The following is a 15,053-nucleotide window of genomic DNA, read 5'->3' as shown; positions in this document are numbered from 1 at the left end:
AATGAAGCTCGATCCGTTCTACCTCATCGTCGATCGCGCCAGCTGGCTGCCCCGGCTACTGCCGCAGGGCGTGAAGCTGGTGCAGTTGCGCGCCAAGGACATGGAGGCGGACGAGCTGCGGCGGGAGATCGCCGAGGCCAAGGCGGTGTGCGCGCGCTACGGCGCGCAGCTGATCGTCAACGACTACTGGCAGCTCGCCATCGATCTCGGCTGCGATTTCATCCATCTCGGCCAGGAGGACCTCGTCGAGGCCGACCTGCCGGCGATCCGCCGCGCCGGGCTGCGGCTCGGGGTCAGCACCCATGACGAGGCCGAGCTCGACACCGCGCTGGCGGCGAAGCCCGACTATGTGGCGCTGGGGCCGGTCTACCCGACCATCCTGAAGAAGATGAAGTGGGAGCCGCAGGGGCTGGAGCGCGTGCGCGGCTGGAAGAAGCTGGTGGGCGAGCTGCCGCTGGTGGGGATCGGCGGCATCAATCTCGACCGCGCCCGCGGCGTGCTCGACGCCGGCGCCGATGCCATCTCGGTGGTGACCGACGTGCTGCTCAACGAGCACCCGGAAGCGCGGGCGCGCGCCTATGTGGAGCTGACACGCGAATTCGTGTGACGGGCGCGCCGATCCGGTAGGGGGATCGCGGTGGTCGTGACCTTGCTTGGCAAGAACTACCACGAGACCACGTTCAACGTGCGCGGCTCAAAGGCCGCGATTGCAAAGATCATCAAGGGTTGCAAGCTGGACTGAGCGACGCCCCCGCCGGCATCCGGCTCGGCGTCATGCGGCGCGCGTGCCGGCGGCTGCCGGGCGTGCGGAGCAAGAGGCGAACGAGAATCGGCAGGCAAACTCCGGCAGCATCCATGACGATTTCGCATGGCCCGTTCATGGCGTTCGGTGCGAGAGTGCCGCCCCGCGTCGCCTGACGCCGTCTGTGGAGCCTGCCATGCCGATCCCGCTTCTCGTCGTCATCGAACTCGCCGCGGATGCGAGGTTGCGCCTGGAGGAGGCGGGCTTCGAGGTCGACGTCGAGCCGGATGCCGAGGCCGGCGCCCGTCGCCTCCAGCAAGGGGCGCCGCATGTGCGCGCCGTGCTCACCAATGGTTCCACCGGCCTCAGCGCCGAGGATATCGCCGCGCTGCCGAACCTCGAAATCATCTGCGCGCTCGGCGCCGGCTATGAGCGGGTCGACCTCGCGGCGGCGCGCGAGCGCGGCATCGTCGTCACCCATGGTCCGGGCACCAATGCGGCCTGCGTCGCCGACCATGCCATGGCGCTGCTGATGACCGCGGTGCGGGGCGTGGTGAGCGCCGACACGGCGGTGCGGCGCGGCGGCTGGGCGGGCTCGCGCCAGCTTCGCCCGATGATCTCCGGCAAGAAACTCGGCATTCTCGGCCTCGGCACCATCGGCGAGCAGATCGCCCGGCGCGGCGCCCATGGCTTCGGCATGCCGGTGGCCTATCACAGCCGAAGGGCGCGTGAGGGTTCGGACTGGCTCTATCTGCCCTCCGTCCGGGATCTGGCGGCGTGGGCGGATTTCCTGGTCGTGGCGACGCCCGGCGGGGCCGCCACGCGGCATCTGGTGGATGAGGGCGTGCTCGACGCGCTCGGGCCGGACGGCTTCCTCGTCAACATCGCCCGCGGCAGCGTGGTCGATACCCACGCGCTGATCGCGGCGCTTCGGCAGGGGCGCCTTGCCGGCGCGGCCCTCGACGTGGTGGAAGGCGAGCCGGATATTCCGCCGGAACTGCTCGAACTCGACAATATCGTCCTGACGCCGCACATCGCCGGCCGTGCGCCGGAGGCGGCGCGGGCGACCCTTAGCCTCGTCATCGACAATCTACAGGCGCATTTCGGCGGCCGGGCAGTGCTCACCCCGGTCGCCTGAGGCCGCGTCCCGCGTGGCCTATTCCGCCACCGCGCGATCCGGGGGCACCAGCGACACCGGGGGCGCCGGCGGCCGCTGCTGATGCGCCTGCTGCTGCAGCGCGCGGATGCGGTCGGCGAGCAGCGGCGCGCCGCCGGCCGGCGGGTTGGCGGCGAGAATGGTCTCGATCGGCGAGCCCGGGCCTTCCAGCGTCGCCACCATGGCGGCCACCTCGGCGCCGATCTCGCTGATGCGGCTGCGCAGCGCGGCGGCGTCGAGCGCTTCCGCACCACCGGCTCCCGGCGCCAGCTCGTCGAGCCGCGCCTGCGCCTCGCCGCGCTCGGCCCGCGCCTTGGCGAGCGCGGCTTCCAGCATGTCCATCTCCGCCCGCAGCATGCGTGCCAGGTCGCCGGACTGCCGGGCGGCGGCCTCGGCATCCGCCTGCGCGGCCTGGGCGCCGGTGGCGATGCGCTCGGCGTCGAGGAGGGCCTCGTCGCGGCGCGCCTCGGCCTTGCGGGTGCGGTCCGACAGGCTGTCGGCCTCGATGCGCAGCGCGGCGAAATCGGTGGCCTGCACCTCGGCTTGCGCGGAGGCGGCCTCGAACTCGCCCTGCAGCGCCGCGAGGCGGGTGGCGAGGTCGGCCGTGCGCGCGCGTTCGGCGGTGAGCGCCTCCTCGCTGTCGCGCAGCCGGACGCGGTCGTCGGCGAGATGGGCGGAGGTGGTGGCGAGGTGGCGGTCGAGATCGGCGACCCGGCCCTTCAGCGTCTCGCGCAGCTCGGTGAGCGCGGTGTTGTCGACTTCGAGCCCGCCGGCGCGGGAGGCGGTGTCGTCGAGTGTCCGGCGGGTGGCGGCGAGCGCGGTCTGCGCGGTGTCGAGCGCCACGCGGGTCTCGTCCAGCTGGCTGGCGCGCTCGGACAGATCGGCGGCGAGCTGGCTGTCATGCGCGGCGAGCTCGCTCTCGCGGGTTTGCAGCGCCTCGAGGCGGGCGGTGACCTCGGCGAGCGCGCCGGCGCGGGCGAGCAATTCGCCGTCCTGGGCGACGAGTTGCTCCCACTGCCCGGCGGTGCGGGCATAGAGCCGGTCGACCTCACGCTCGAGGCGGCGGATCTCGACGGCGTGGACGGCGCGCAGCTGGTCCTTGTCGGCCTGGATCTCGGCGAGGGTGACCGGAATGGCGTTCTCGACCCGCCGGCGCGTCAGCCGCACCGCCCGCCGCCAGATGGCCGGCAGGATGAGCAGGGCGAGCAGGGTCGCCGTCAGGAAGCCGATGGCGGCATACATGACCGCTTCGATCATGCGGCGACCTCATCCTCTACGCTGTACAAGGGCGCATGCCCTGCGCCGACACTAGAGCATGTTCCGCAAACGTTGAAAGACCCTTGCGGGACCATGCTCCAGCCCATTGAAACCCGTGCGGTTCCCGGCGATCCGGCGCTTCCCCACGCGTGCCGCCGCCGCGCCGCTGCCCGGCTCGACCCCATCAGTCTAGGAGGGATTGCCGCCGCGCGGAACCACCCGGCGGGTCGCCGCGCCGTCAATTCTTGCGGATGCGAGGGGATCCGCACGCGCCTCGCATGTCCCGCCGACGCGGCCGCCGGGCGGTTCAGAACGGGTTCCAGGTCGCGTTGGGGGTGAACTTCAGATAGCCGATATTGGCGCCGAGGCGGACGCCGACGCCGGAGCGGATCGGCACCACCACCATGTTGTCGCTCGCCAGCGCGGTCATACCGAAGCCGGCGACGAAATAGGCCGAGCCGGAAATGCCGCCGAAGCGCCGGAAGACGTCGTTGATGGAATTGAGGTTGTACACCAGGATCATGGTGCGGGCGCCGTCGCCGCCGAAATCCCAGCCCAGCGAGGGGCCCTGCCAGAACACCTTCAGGTCGCCGGCATTGCGGGTGTAGAGCGTGCCCTCGCCGTAGCGCAGGCCGCCGACGAAGGCGCCGCCGCCCTCCTGGCCGAGAATGTAGCCATTGGGCTGGCCCCACTGGCCGACCGCCTTCTCGATGGACAGAGCGAGCCCGCGCGAGACCTCGCCGAAGAAGCCGTGACCGCGGGACACCAGCTCGTCGGCGGAATAGGTGCCGCCGGACTGTTGCGGCTGCTGCTGGTATTGCGCCGCCGCCGGGGAGGCGAGGGCAGGCAGCACCAGGAGCGACAGGCAGGCGAGGAGGGCGCGCAAGGTCGGCATTGGCGGTCTCACATTGAGGACGGGCTGACGTCTGACGTGCGTTGAAATCTGACGTGCGTGTGGATCGTGCGGCTCGCGGGAGACGGTGGACGTGCGAATCCCAACGTATCATTAACACGCAGAAGGGCGACAGGAAGGCAGTAGCCGCGACAGGGGGCCGGGAAGCCGGCGGTCCGGCCGGTCACCGGCGCCTGAGCGGGCCGAAACCGGCGGCTTCCAAGGGGGAGCAGCTCGCAGCGTGGCTGGCTTGCAGCCATGAGCGGCGGCGGCCGCCGGGCTTGCGGTTGGCGCGGCGGCGGGTGCGGTGTATCACCGCCTCCTGATCCGCCCGCCCCGCGTGCCCTGCGATTCGCGGGCGGGCCTGTCCCTTCGCCTTGCCGTGACGGAGCCGCGATGACGACCGCCATCGACCTCGACAAGCTCGACCTTGCCGCGCTGCTGTGCTCGCGCGTGTGCCACGACGTGATCAGCCCGGTGGGCGCCATCGTCAACGGGCTGGAGGTGCTGGAGGACGAGGACGATCCCTCGATGAAGCAGTTCGCGCTGGAGCTGATCGCCAAGAGCGCCCGCCAGGCCTCGGCCCGGCTGCAGTTCTGCCGGCTCGCCTTCGGCGCCGCCGGCTCGGCGGGGGCGCAGATCGACACCGGCGACGCCGAGAACGTCGCGCGCGGCTTCATCCAGGACGACCGCACCAGCCTCGACTGGCAGGTGCCCCGCGCGCTGCTGCCGAAGAACCGGGTGAAGCTGCTGCTCAACCTGCTGCTGGTCGCCGGGGCGACCATTCCGCGCGGCGGGCGCATCCATGTCGCCGGCAGCGATGACGGCTTCCGGCTGCGCACCGAGGGCAGCCATGCGCGCATTCCCGCGCATCTGCCCACCCTGCTCGCCGGCCAGGTGCCGGAGGACGGGCAGGTCGACGCCCATGCCATCCAGCCGCATTATACCGGCCTGCTCGCCCGCGAGGTCGGGGTCGCCATCTCCTTCACCATGGATGGCGAGGCGGTGCTGATCGAGGCGGTGGCGGCCTGAGCAAGGCCTCCGCGCGACCGGGCTGCCCCTCGGTCAGCGATCTTCAGAAGCCGTTAACGTTGACCGGCGCACACTCGGCGGTACCCCGCAAGGGGCTTCCGCGTTCCGTAAGAGTGGCCGGTTCCGTCATGTCGCCGATCGAATCCCTCGCCCCGCTCGCCTCTCCCGCTCGCGCCGTCGCCGGCGCGCAAAGCCCGTTGCCGGCGCGCGAGGAGGCCACGATCGGCGTGCTGGTGTTCCGCCTCGGCGGCATGCGCTTCGCCCTGCCGTCCTCGCGCGTCGTCAATGTGATGCCGCTGGGCCGTGCCCGCTTCGAGCAACTGGCCCGCATGGCCGGCAAGGGCACGCTCGGCGCCTCCGGCCTGCCGCTGATCCGCCTGTCCTCCCGCCTCGGCCTTGCCACCGCGACGGCGCCGGAGCGCGGCGCGCTGGTGCTGTTCGGCACCGAGGGCAAGGTGCGGGCGACCGCCCTGATCGACGACGAGCCGGTGCAGGCCCGCGCCGAGATCCAGCTGATGTCGGACGACTGGCGCAGCCGCTTCTCTTCCTCCTGCGCCGAGCTGATCGGCGGCGTCGCCCGCCTCGCCGACGGGCGGCAGGCGGCGATCCTCGACATGACCATCGGCGTTTTCGGTCGCAAGGCCGCCCCGGCGGCGCCGGAAGCGCATCTCCTGGTGCGCCGCCCCGGCCATGCGCCGGAAGCGGTGAGCCTTTCCGCCCTGCAGGCGATCCGCTGCCCCGGCGAGATCGCCGGCCGCTCCTACCTGCTGCGCCTTGGCCGCGAGGGCACCCCGGTGCCGGTCGAGGCGGTGCTCGGCCTGGCGCCGGAGGGGCGGGTGGACGTAGCCGGCCTCAAGCAGCGCCTCGTCGCCGACGGCCAGAGCTACCCGCTGCTGGAGCCCGGCCGCAGCGCGGTCGAGCGCCCGGTGGCGCGGGTGCTGCTGGTGATGCATGACGGGCCGGCACGGACACAGATGCAGGCCTTGGTGCGGGCGCTCGGCCATCACGTGTCGCTCGCCGACCACGCGCGGGCGCTGGAACTCACCGCCGGCCGTTTCGACGTGGCGATCTACGATGTCGGCGCCTATGGCGTGCCGACCGGTGCGCCGCCGCCGGCGACGCTGTGCCTGGCGCTGACCGGCCGGCCGGGCCGGCTGGAAGGCTTCGCCGGCCACCTGCCGCCGGGCGACACGCCCCGGCTGATCGCCGCCGGCCTCGGCTGGGGACCGCGCGCGGCTTCGTGAACGGCGGGGCCGCCGGGAGGCGACCCTGCGGGTTCATCCGTGCTAGTCTCGCCATCGACCGAAGCAGGACGTGGATCATCCCCTCTTGGCACTGCGCCGGATTGCCCTTGCGAGATTGATCGCCGCGCTGATCGCGCTGGCCTTCACCCTGACGGGGCCGGTGACGGCCGCGCAGGCGATGGGCGCGCAGATCGGCATGACGAGCCGGATCGACAATGCGGCCGGGGCGATGCCCTGCCACGAAGGGGCCGCGGCGCAGGCCGAGGCGGCGCTCGCCAAGGTTCCGGTCGCCAAGGTTTCCTACGCGGCCGATGCCGTCGCCACCGTCGCGCCGCATGACGGTGGGGCGGCGCTGTCGCATCTGTGCTGCGTGCTCACCTGCCTGATGGTGCCGCCGCTCGCGGCTTCCCAACTCGTCGTGCCGCTGGCGGTGGCGGCGCCGCTCGCCGCCGGCCCGGCGCTACCACTATCCGGCACCGGCCTCGCCCGCCCGGACCCGCCGCCGCGACACGCCTGAACGCCGATCGACCTGTCCGCGCGCCGCCCGGCCCCATGCCGGGGGGCGTTCCGATCCCTTTCAGGAACTCTCTCATGAACAAGACGCTTACGGGTGGCCTCGTCGCCGCCGGCCTTCTCGTCCTCGCCGCGCCGGCGCTGGCGCAGTCCTCCACCATACCGGGCATGAGCCACGGCACCATGAATCAGGGCACGATGCCCGGCATGGACCACAGCGCGCACATGGCCGGCAGCGACAGCCCGTCCTCCAAGGCCTTCGAGGCCGCCAATGCCCGCATGCACCAGGGCATGTCGGTGCCGATGACCGGCGATGCCGATGTCGACTTCGCGCAGGGCATGATCCCACACCACCAGGGCGCGATCGACATGGCGAAGATCGAGCTGCAGTACGGAAAGGATCCCGAACTGCGCAAGCTCGCCGAGGAGATCATCAAGGCGCAGGAAAGCGAGATCGCCTTCCTCAAGGCCTGGCTGGCCAAGAAGGGCAAGTGACGGGCTTGGCGTGACGGGCTTGGCGTGACGACCCTCGCGGGATGATCTTCCCGCGACTTTGGCGGTTGGGCGGTGCGAGCCGCCCGAGCGCCGGGAGACAGGACGACCGGGGGGCGGTGGTGCCGGCGGTTTCTACCCGAGCACCTCCGCTCTCCCCGCAACGAATGGCCGGGCATTGCCCGGCCATTCACATTTGCGGCAGGCAGGTGGTCCAGCCGGGCTGCCGGCCCGACAGGCCCGAGGGCGGCTCGGACGGGGCAAGGCTGGCCGTGCTATGATGCCTCCGGTGAGGGGAGCGGGGTACGGAGGCCGCCATGCCTGGCAATGACAGCGTCTTCGCCGGTGCCATTCCCGAGATCTACGAACGGCTGCTGGTGCCGGTCCTCTTCGCACCCTTCGCCGCCGACCTCGCCATGCGCGTGGCGGCGCTGGAGCCCTACCGCGTGCTGGAAATCGCCGCGGGCACCGGCGCGGTGACCCGCGCCCTCGCCGAGCGGCTGCCGGAGCAGGCGCGTCTCGTCGCCACCGATCTCAACCCGGCCATGCTGGAGATCGCCGCGCACGGCATCCACGATCCCCGCATCGACTGGCGGCAGGCGGACGCGATGGCGCTCCCCTTCGGCGACGGCCTGTTCGATGCGGTCGTCTGCCAGTTCGGCATGATGTTCCTTCCCGACAAGCTGCAGGGGTTCCGGGAGGTGCGGCGCGTGCTGGCGCCGGGCGGGACGCTGATGTTCAACGTCTGGGACCGTCTCGCGACCCATGATTTCGGGCAGGCGGCGACCGATGCGCTGGCGGCGCTGTTTCCCGAGGACCCGCCGCGGTTCCTGGAGCGCACGCCGCACGGCTATCACAGCCTCGACCGGCTGTACGAGGATGTGAGCGCGGCCGGGCTCGTCGGCTTCACCGCCACGGTGGTGAACCATGTCGGGCGGGCGACCTCGGCCCGCGACCTCGCCGTCGCCTTCTGCCAGGGAACGCCGCTGCGCGGCGAGATCGAGGCGCGGGCGCCCGGCCGACTCGACGAGGTGACCAATGCGGTGGCGCCGATGCTCAAGGCGCGCTTCGGGCCGGGAGCGATCGAGGGACGGATGCGGGCCATCGTGGTGAGCGCCATGCGGCACTGATCCGGCGCTATCGGCGAGGGGAGGGCACCAACGCAAAACCCCGCCTCGCGGCGGGGTCTGTGTCCTGGCGCCCGGCCTCGCGGCGAGGGACCCGTCTTCGCAGTTCCGCCTCGCGGCGGGGCCGTCTTCGGCGTTGGCGGCCGGCTTAGGCCGGGATGCGCTGTTCCTGCTCGCCGGCCTCGCGCAGCACATAGCCGCGGCCCCACACCGTCTCGATGAAGTTGTGGCCGCTGGAGGCGTTGGCGAGCTTCTTGCGCAGCTTGCAGATGAAGACGTCGATGATCTTCAGCTCCGGCTCGTCCATGCCGCCATAGAGATGGTTGAGGAACATCTCCTTGGTCAGCGTCGTGCCTTTGCGCAGCGAGAGGAGCTCCAGCATCTGGTACTCCTTGCCGGTGAGGTGCACGCGGGCGCCACCGACCTCGACGGTCTTGGTGTCGAGGTTCACCACCAACTCGCCGGTGGTGATGACCGACTGCGCATGGCCCTTCGACCGGCGCACAATGGCGTGGATGCGCGCCACCAACTCGTCCTTGTGGAACGGCTTGGTGAGATAGTCGTCGGCGCCGAAGCCGAGGCCCTTCACCTTGTCCTCGATGCCGGCGAGGCCGGAGAGGATCAGGATCGGCGTCTTCACCTTCGCGACGCGAAGCCCTTTCAGAACGTCATAGCCGGACATGTCCGGCAGGTTCAGATCGAGCAGAATGATGTCGTAATCGTAGAGCTTGCCGAGGTCGACACCCTCTTCGCCGAGATCCGTCGTATAGACGTTGAAACTCTCGGACTTGAGCATCAATTCGATGCTCTGCGCGGTCGCGCGGTCGTCCTCGATGAGCAAGACGCGCATGCCAATCCCCTTCCCTCGCCACGGCCCCCGGGGTTTCAGCGCACAATCGGACAACTCCCGTTCCGAGCGTCACCCCAACCCCGCGCCCGGCTCGGCACACCGATTCGTCAACTACGATCCAATGGGTAACAAAACCGGATTCCTTAGCACAAGCGGGTCGCCACGAATTTTCTTCGAGTCTTCCCACAAGCGGCTGGCAAGGAACCAGAATTTTTGTGACCGACTGTCTCAAGCCGAATCTTAAGAAGTGCGCTTAAGTGAATCTGGCGACTCGGCTTTCGCGCCAAGGCACCGGATCACACCGGACGTGAACGATCATTAATGGAGCCGGTAAACAAATCGTTTCCAAACCCCTGGAAAGTCGCCCGAATAGGTCGGCCAGGCCGCTTTCCCCCCGAAAATGTAAGGAAGCGGCAACCTCTGCACGCGAAGATGCCCGTGCCGCCGCGTAAAGGGCGGCTCGACCCGGGCGGCCCGGTGTCGGTGCCGATGGGCGCCGGCAGACCGCTCCGGCCCGACAAGCGGAGTAACGCCGGCATGAAGTCGCTCGATACCGTCATTCGCCTGAAGCGGTTCCAGGCCGAGGAAAAGCGTCGCCATTTCGCGCAGATCGACGGCATGATCGCCGATTTCGACCGTATGGCGCGTGACCTAGACCGCGAGATCCTGGCGGAGGAAAACCGCGCCGGCATCAGCGATACCAGCCATTTCGCCTACCCGACCTATGCGCGCGCCGCCGCCACCCGCCGCGACAACCTGCGCCGCTCGGCCGACGAGCTGAAGGGCCAGCTGGACGAGGCCCGCGCGGCGCTCGACGCGGCGCTGGACGAACTGAAGAAGGTCGAGGCGCTCGGCGAGCGCGAGCGCGGGATGGAAGGCGTCGAGGTGACGCGCCCGACCGGCGGCCGCCGCGTGCGCTCCACCGCCGCGCTGGCCTGAGGGCTTTCGCCCGCACGTTTCCTAAGCGACAGCGCCCGCCGATCCCCGGCGCCGCGCGGCGGGATCTACCCGATCACCGGAAAGTGACGCGCGGCGTCGCGGCGTATCGTGCCGTCGAGCCGGGGGTCGTCGGCGATCTCCACCGCCCGCCCGACCGGCACGAATCCCGACTTCATGTAGAAGCTGACCGCCGCCGGATGATCGAGCGTGCAGGTGTGCACGAAGAAGCGATCGACGGCGCGGGCGAAGGCCCGCTCGATGGCGCGGTTCATCAGCACGCGGCCGGCGCCGGCACCGGTTTCCCCCGGCACCAGGCCGAAAAAGCCGAGCTCGACCTCGCCGGGCACCCGCCAGTCGAGCTCCAGAAGGCCGATTTCCTCCTCGCCGCGCACCAGCGCGTGCACCTCCACCGCCGGATCGCCGAGGATCGCCGCCAGCGCGGCATCCGACAGGCGCAGGCGCGAGAACCACAGCCACTCCTCGCCGATGCGGCGGAACAGCGCGCGGTACCAGCCGGGATCCGGCTGCTCGACGCGGCGGATCTCAAGCCCGTGGCCTTCCGGCTCGGCCAGCGGCGCCGGGCGGGCGCGCATCTCCAGGAAGGTGACGATGGCGGCGACCTTGCCGGCCGGGACCGGCGTCAGGCCGTCGAGAGCGAGAACAGGGGCGGCCGGCGTGGCGCGGAGGGTGTCGGGCGTGGGTTCGGTCGTCATGGTGGCTCGGCTGCGGATCGGCGGCGCGGAGGGCCGCCGGAACTTCCGGCTTAGCAGAGCCTCCCGGCGCCGCCTATGGGGCTTGCGGGAGAAGCCAGCCGGCGGCTGGCCGGGAAGGGTTGCCGGAAAGGCTTCACATCGCCAATTTTTCGGGTAGGTTGCGGATTAATATACTAATCACGTCGACAGCGAGTGAATTGATGACCGTCGCGGTGAACATCGAGCATGTGGGCAAGGATTTCGGCAGCGGTACGCCCGCGCTGTCGGACATCTCGCTCGACGTGAAGCCGAGCGAGCTGGTGGCGCTGCTGGGCCCTTCGGGCTCCGGCAAGACCACGCTGCTGCGCATCGTCGCCGGGCTGGAGCAGCCGAGCCGCGGCCGGGTGACGTTCAACGGCGAGGACGCGCTGTCGGTGCCGGTGCGCCGGCGCGGCATCGGCTTCGTGTTCCAGAACTACGCCCTGTTCCGCCACATGACGGTGGCCGACAATGTCGCCTTCGGCCTGCGCTCGCGCCCGCGCGCCGAGCGGCCGAGCGAGACGGAGATCAAGAAGCGGGTGGCCGACCTGCTCGCGCTGGTGCAGCTGGAGGCCTTTGGCGGCCGCTTCCCGGCGCAGCTGTCCGGCGGCCAGCGCCAGCGCGTGGCGCTGGCCCGGGCGCTGGCGATCGAGCCCAAGGTGCTGCTGCTCGACGAGCCTTTCGGCGCGCTCGACGCGCTGGTGCGCAAGGAGCTGCGCAAATGGCTGCGCGAGCTGCACGACCGCACCGGCCACACCACGCTGTTCGTCACCCACGACCAGGAGGAGGCGCTGGAACTCGCCGACCGCGTGGTGGTGATGGGCAAGGGCAAGATCGAGCAGGTGGGCACGCCGGACGACGTCTATGACCGCCCGGCCTCGGCGACGGTTTTCGGCTTCATGGGCGAATCCAGCCGCATCGAGGTGCAGGTGAAGGACGGCACCGCCTTTGCCGGCCACACCCCGATCGCCGCGCCGAAATCGCCGGTACCGGACGGGCCGGCGCTGCTCTATGTGCGGCCGCACGACATCGCCATCGGCCTCGCCGGTACGCCGGGCCTGCCGGGGGTGGTGCGCGGCTTCCGCCGCCACGGCGCCATCCGCCGGCTGGAACTGGAGGTCGGCAGCGCGCTGTTCGAGGCCGACATCGCCCCCTCGGTTCGGGTGCCGGTGGGTGAGAAGGTGGCGGTGCGGCTGGAGCGGGCGCGGCTGTTCGCCGACGGCGCGCCGGGCACCGACTGCCGCGCCCCCTCGGCGCACCAGACCGGCGATTACGCGATCTGAACGAGGCCTGGCGCGCTTTCTCGGCTGTCGCTCTGGCAGGTATCGGGTTAAATGAACCGTACCTCTTCCTCGCGAGCCGAGAGCGGCCCATGGCCACCACCTCCTGCCGACACTGCGGTTACCAGCCGGTCGCCGATAACGCGCCGTTGTGCCCCACATGCGGTGGCCGCCAGCCGGGCCGGCGCTGGTGGCACGGCCCGCTGGGACTGGTGGTGCTCGCGGCCGTGGCGCTGATCGGCTACTGGCTGGTGTTCTGAGCGCGGCGGTGGCGCGGGGCGGCGGCCATGCCGGGCCGGCGCCTCAGCGCGGGCGCATAGACGCCGGCCCGGGACGATCTCTCACCCAAACAGACCCATCACCCCGACCCTCTCCACGACGGGGAGAGGGGGAAGGGGCGTTCCGATCCTTTAGCGCGGGCGTCTTGGTGGATCTCTCCGCCGGTGGCGAGGGGATAGCTCGTCGACGGGGAGAAGGAGGCTCCGACGCGGAGAAGGGCAGGGGGCGTCCCGGTCTCAGCGCGGGCGCATCAGCCAGACGATCTCGTCGACCGGCTTCAGGCCCTTCAGCCCGTCCTTCAATTCGTGCCGGCCAGCCTGGGTGACATGATAGGCGGCGCCGTAGTGCCGCCGCACCTCCGCCTCCGGTACCGCGAAGGGCGGGCCGACCAGCTGCGACTGGTCGTAGTCGAAGGCGATCAACAGCTGTGGCGCGGCATGGGTGAGGTGGACGAGATGGCCCGCATAGCGCGCGCGCATCGCCTCCGGCAGCGCCACGAGCGCCGCCCGGTCATAGACCGCGCCGACCTCGCCGAGGGTCGCACGGTCGAGATCGAAGAAATTGCCGACGAAGACGGTGAGCCGCCCGGCCTCGAAACGCTCCAGCGGCCCGGCCGGGGTCACGTGCGGCACCAGGCCGAGTTCGGCGAAGAGCTGCTCGATGGCAAGCCGGCTAAGTTCGGCGCCGACAACGGGATGGCCCTGTCCGAGCAGCCAGCCAATGTCGCGGGTCTTGCCGCAGAGCGGCAGAAGAAAGCGCGTGCTGGCCGGCAGGTCGAGGGCGGGAAGGTAGCGCCGAAGCAAGGGGTTGCCTTGGGCCTCGTGGAAGGCGATCTCGCCGCGCCGCCATTTGCCCTGCCAGAATTCCTCTTCCATCGTCACACACCCTTGCTTCGCCGGCAGCGGGCATCATAGTCCCGGCGATGCGGTTGCCTAGCGCGATCATGCGGGCTCCACGCTTCCGCCAACATGTATCGTCGGCGCGCCTCGGGGCGGAGCGGAGCCGGCTCGTCTTCTGCTCGCATGGAGCGTCCCGGGGCGGCCCGCTAGGGAGTTCGCCGGATGAAGGCGCCGAAGGCGCGCGGGCCGTCGGCGACGTCGATATCGGCGATGACCTTCAGCGTGGCGACGTCGATGACGCTCAGCGTGTTGGCTTCCCAGTTCGCCACATAGACGAAGGCGCCGTCGCGGCTCGCCGCGATGCCCTCCGGGTAGTCGCCGACCGGGATGGTGGCGAGGGATTGCAGCGTCGCGGTATCGAAGACGGAAACCGTCGAGGCGTACTGGTCGGTGACGAAGGCGCGGCCCTGCGCCAGCGCCACCGCATAGGGCCGCTGGCCGACCTTCACCGTGGCGACCACCTGGCGGGCGGCGATGTCGATGATGCTGACATCGTCGGAGCCGACATTGGCGGTGTAGGCGCGTCGGCCCTCGGCGTCGATGGTGACGCCGAACGGCCGGGTGCCGACCTTCACCGAGCCGGTGCGGGCGAGGGGGGCGGTATCGATGAAGCTCACCGCGTCGGAATCGCGGTCGGCGGAGAGCAGCAGCGCGCCGTCCGGGGTGACGGCGAGCCCGGAGGGGGACTCGCCGACCTGCACCTCGCCGGCGATGGCGCCCGAGGCCGCGTCCACCGCGACGATGCGGTGCAGGTACCAGTCGGCGACATAGGCCGGGCTGCCGGAGGGGTGCACGGCGACGCCGAGCGGGCCGCCGCCGACCTCGACTCGGTGCTGCACCGTGCGGCTGGCGGCGTCGAGGATGGTGAGCGCCTTGCCGTCCGGCGAGGTGACGAAGGCGCGGGCACCGTCCGGGCTCACCGCGATGCCGGCCGGCTTGCCGGGGATCTTCAGCGTGGCGACGACCTTGCCGGTCGGCAGATCGACGATGGAGAGGGTCTCCGCCGGCTGCGAGGTGACGAAGGCCTCGTCGGCGCGGGCGGGGAGGGGGACGGGTGCGAGGAGGGAGGCGAACAGAAGCGCGATGGCCGGGAGAGGGGCACGAAGCCCTCTTCCATTGGGAAAGGGTTGGGTGAGGGGATCGGCGGTTGCCATGGCGTATCCGTTCCTAGCAGCTTGATCTTTCCGCACGGCCTACCGGTATGACGTGCTTCTGGGCGTAGCGAAAAGTCGTGAATGTCCGGGCCAAGCCCGGGCATGACGGCCGGTGCGGGTGGCGTCGTGGAGGGCCGAGGCCCAATCCGTCGAGCGCCGTTATCTCGAGGTGTGAGGCCCCGTTGTCCCGCTCCTGGAAAACCCAAGGGAGGCTGCGCGGGCCGGTGAGGGACGGCACCATTGCCGAGCCGCAGAAGATCCCTCACTCCATCCCTCTCCCCGACGGGGAGAGGGGGTACCCAAATGGGGGACGAGGTGACAGCAGAAGAGGCAGCAGATGCGGAGTGGTGTACTCGGACGGCAGGCGCAGCATTCTGTGAAGAGGGGGCGGGAAGCCCTTTCCCATGGGGAGAGGGTTGGGTGAGGGGATGGGCGCGTGCCGTGGCCTATCCATTCCTAGCAGCTT

Annotated in this window: 16 protein-coding genes; 10 read left to right on the top strand and 6 right to left on the bottom strand. The window is 70.5% G+C overall.

Annotated elements, in window-relative coordinates:
* The first annotated feature begins 1 nt into the window (after window position 1).
* Entirely contained in the window at window positions 2–607 is a 606-nt protein-coding gene (locus tag LGR54_RS13000) for a thiamine phosphate synthase (RefSeq protein WP_230362379.1), read from the top strand.
* Between the two features lie 331 nt (window positions 608–938).
* Complete coding sequence (locus LGR54_RS12995) at window positions 939–1,880, top strand: 2-hydroxyacid dehydrogenase (RefSeq protein ID WP_230362378.1); 942 nt, start codon at window positions 939–941, stop codon at window positions 1,878–1,880.
* Between the two features lie 18 nt (window positions 1,881–1,898).
* On the opposite strand, the gene LGR54_RS12990 is transcribed toward LGR54_RS12995, so the two are convergent.
* Together LGR54_RS12990 and LGR54_RS12985 are read right to left on the bottom strand one after the other, a co-directional pair.
* Window positions 1,899–3,155, bottom strand: coding sequence for a hypothetical protein (locus LGR54_RS12990; RefSeq protein ID WP_230362377.1), 1,257 nt, complete (start codon window positions 3,153–3,155; stop codon window positions 1,899–1,901).
* A gap of 307 nt (window positions 3,156–3,462) precedes the next feature.
* A complete protein-coding gene (locus tag LGR54_RS12985) occupies window positions 3,463–4,050 on the bottom strand; it encodes a DUF1134 domain-containing protein (RefSeq protein WP_230362376.1) in 588 nt (195 codons plus the stop codon).
* A 393-nt stretch (window positions 4,051–4,443) separates the two neighbouring features.
* Between LGR54_RS12985 and chpT the strand changes: the two genes are divergently transcribed.
* The 5 genes from chpT to LGR54_RS12960 all read left to right on the top strand — a co-directional run bounded on the left by chpT (window position 4,444) and on the right by LGR54_RS12960 (window position 8,458).
* Window positions 4,444–5,079 (top strand): histidine phosphotransferase ChpT, encoded by a 636-nt coding sequence (gene chpT / locus LGR54_RS12980; protein ID WP_230362375.1) that lies wholly within the window; start codon window positions 4,444–4,446, stop codon window positions 5,077–5,079.
* Between the two features lie 128 nt (window positions 5,080–5,207).
* Window positions 5,208–6,323 (top strand): chemotaxis protein CheW, encoded by a 1,116-nt coding sequence (locus LGR54_RS12975; protein ID WP_230362374.1) that lies wholly within the window; start codon window positions 5,208–5,210, stop codon window positions 6,321–6,323.
* A gap of 70 nt (window positions 6,324–6,393) precedes the next feature.
* Window positions 6,394–6,840 (top strand): hypothetical protein, encoded by a 447-nt coding sequence (locus LGR54_RS12970; RefSeq protein ID WP_230362373.1) that lies wholly within the window; start codon window positions 6,394–6,396, stop codon window positions 6,838–6,840.
* Window positions 6,841–6,914: 74 nt separating this feature from the next.
* Window positions 6,915–7,331, top strand: a complete 417-nt coding sequence (locus LGR54_RS12965) for a DUF305 domain-containing protein (protein ID WP_255607576.1) — start codon at window positions 6,915–6,917, stop codon at window positions 7,329–7,331.
* A gap of 314 nt (window positions 7,332–7,645) precedes the next feature.
* Window positions 7,646–8,458, top strand: coding sequence for a class I SAM-dependent methyltransferase (locus LGR54_RS12960; protein ID WP_230362372.1), 813 nt, complete (start codon window positions 7,646–7,648; stop codon window positions 8,456–8,458).
* Between the two features lie 145 nt (window positions 8,459–8,603).
* On the opposite strand, the gene ctrA is transcribed toward LGR54_RS12960, so the two are convergent.
* Window positions 8,604–9,305, bottom strand: a complete 702-nt coding sequence (ctrA, locus tag LGR54_RS12955; RefSeq protein WP_213355350.1) for a response regulator transcription factor CtrA — start codon at window positions 9,303–9,305, stop codon at window positions 8,604–8,606.
* Between the two features lie 537 nt (window positions 9,306–9,842).
* On the opposite strand from ctrA, the gene LGR54_RS12950 reads away from it, so the two are divergent.
* A complete protein-coding gene (locus tag LGR54_RS12950) occupies window positions 9,843–10,244 on the top strand; it encodes a flagellar export protein FliJ (protein WP_230362508.1) in 402 nt (133 codons plus the stop codon).
* A gap of 65 nt (window positions 10,245–10,309) precedes the next feature.
* Here LGR54_RS12950 and LGR54_RS12945 read toward each other — a convergent pair whose 3' ends face one another.
* Window positions 10,310–10,957: an N-acetyltransferase gene (locus LGR54_RS12945; RefSeq protein WP_230362371.1), complete on the bottom strand. Its 648-nt coding sequence runs from the start codon at window positions 10,955–10,957 to the stop codon at window positions 10,310–10,312.
* Between the two features lie 200 nt (window positions 10,958–11,157).
* Here LGR54_RS12945 and LGR54_RS12940 point away from each other — a divergent pair, with 200 nt between their 5' ends.
* Together LGR54_RS12940 and LGR54_RS12935 are read left to right on the top strand one after the other, a co-directional pair.
* Complete coding sequence (locus LGR54_RS12940; protein WP_230362370.1) at window positions 11,158–12,258, top strand: sulfate/molybdate ABC transporter ATP-binding protein; 1,101 nt, start codon at window positions 11,158–11,160, stop codon at window positions 12,256–12,258.
* A gap of 89 nt (window positions 12,259–12,347) precedes the next feature.
* A complete protein-coding gene (locus LGR54_RS12935) occupies window positions 12,348–12,515 on the top strand; it encodes a hypothetical protein (RefSeq protein ID WP_230362369.1) in 168 nt (55 codons plus the stop codon).
* Window positions 12,516–12,770: 255 nt separating this feature from the next.
* Here LGR54_RS12935 and tmpT read toward each other — a convergent pair whose 3' ends face one another.
* Together tmpT and LGR54_RS12925 are read right to left on the bottom strand one after the other, a co-directional pair.
* Window positions 12,771–13,409, bottom strand: a complete 639-nt coding sequence (gene tmpT, locus LGR54_RS12930; protein ID WP_230362368.1) for a thiopurine S-methyltransferase — start codon at window positions 13,407–13,409, stop codon at window positions 12,771–12,773.
* Between the two features lie 170 nt (window positions 13,410–13,579).
* On the bottom strand, window positions 13,580–14,587 hold the full coding sequence (locus tag LGR54_RS12925) for a beta-propeller fold lactonase family protein (RefSeq protein ID WP_230362367.1): 1,008 nt from the start codon (window positions 14,585–14,587) through the stop codon (window positions 13,580–13,582).
* Window positions 14,588–15,053 lie beyond the last annotated feature (466 nt).

It is taken from the genome of Ancylobacter sp. Lp-2 (assembly GCF_020523795.1).
GTDB lineage: Bacteria > Pseudomonadota > Alphaproteobacteria > Rhizobiales > Xanthobacteraceae > Ancylobacter.
Note: the sequence above shows the minus strand (reverse complement) of the source record. Positions and strands in the feature narration are given on the sequence as shown.

Excerpts from the sequence above, each read along its gene's own strand:
- LGR54_RS13000 (WP_230362379.1), top strand. The coding sequence starts at position 2 with ATGAAGCTCGATCCGTTCTACCTCATCGTCGATCGCGCCAGCTGGCTG.
- LGR54_RS12995 (WP_230362378.1), top strand. The coding sequence starts at position 939 with ATGCCGATCCCGCTTCTCGTCGTCATCGAACTCGCCGCGGATGCGAGG.
- LGR54_RS12990 (WP_230362377.1), bottom strand. The coding sequence starts at position 3,155 with ATGATCGAAGCGGTCATGTATGCCGCCATCGGCTTCCTGACGGCGACC.
- LGR54_RS12985 (WP_230362376.1), bottom strand. The coding sequence starts at position 4,050 with ATGCCGACCTTGCGCGCCCTCCTCGCCTGCCTGTCGCTCCTGGTGCTG.
- chpT (WP_230362375.1), top strand. The coding sequence starts at position 4,444 with ATGACGACCGCCATCGACCTCGACAAGCTCGACCTTGCCGCGCTGCTG.
- LGR54_RS12975 (WP_230362374.1), top strand. The coding sequence starts at position 5,208 with ATGTCGCCGATCGAATCCCTCGCCCCGCTCGCCTCTCCCGCTCGCGCC.
- LGR54_RS12965 (WP_255607576.1), top strand. The coding sequence starts at position 6,915 with ATGAACAAGACGCTTACGGGTGGCCTCGTCGCCGCCGGCCTTCTCGTC.
- LGR54_RS12960 (WP_230362372.1), top strand. The coding sequence starts at position 7,646 with ATGCCTGGCAATGACAGCGTCTTCGCCGGTGCCATTCCCGAGATCTAC.
- ctrA (WP_213355350.1), bottom strand. The coding sequence starts at position 9,305 with ATGCGCGTCTTGCTCATCGAGGACGACCGCGCGACCGCGCAGAGCATC.
- LGR54_RS12950 (WP_230362508.1), top strand. The coding sequence starts at position 9,843 with ATGAAGTCGCTCGATACCGTCATTCGCCTGAAGCGGTTCCAGGCCGAG.
- LGR54_RS12945 (WP_230362371.1), bottom strand. The coding sequence starts at position 10,957 with ATGACGACCGAACCCACGCCCGACACCCTCCGCGCCACGCCGGCCGCC.
- LGR54_RS12940 (WP_230362370.1), top strand. The coding sequence starts at position 11,158 with ATGACCGTCGCGGTGAACATCGAGCATGTGGGCAAGGATTTCGGCAGC.
- LGR54_RS12935 (WP_230362369.1), top strand. The coding sequence starts at position 12,348 with ATGGCCACCACCTCCTGCCGACACTGCGGTTACCAGCCGGTCGCCGAT.
- tmpT (WP_230362368.1), bottom strand. The coding sequence starts at position 13,409 with ATGGAAGAGGAATTCTGGCAGGGCAAATGGCGGCGCGGCGAGATCGCC.
- LGR54_RS12925 (WP_230362367.1), bottom strand. The coding sequence starts at position 14,587 with ATGGCAACCGCCGATCCCCTCACCCAACCCTTTCCCAATGGAAGAGGG.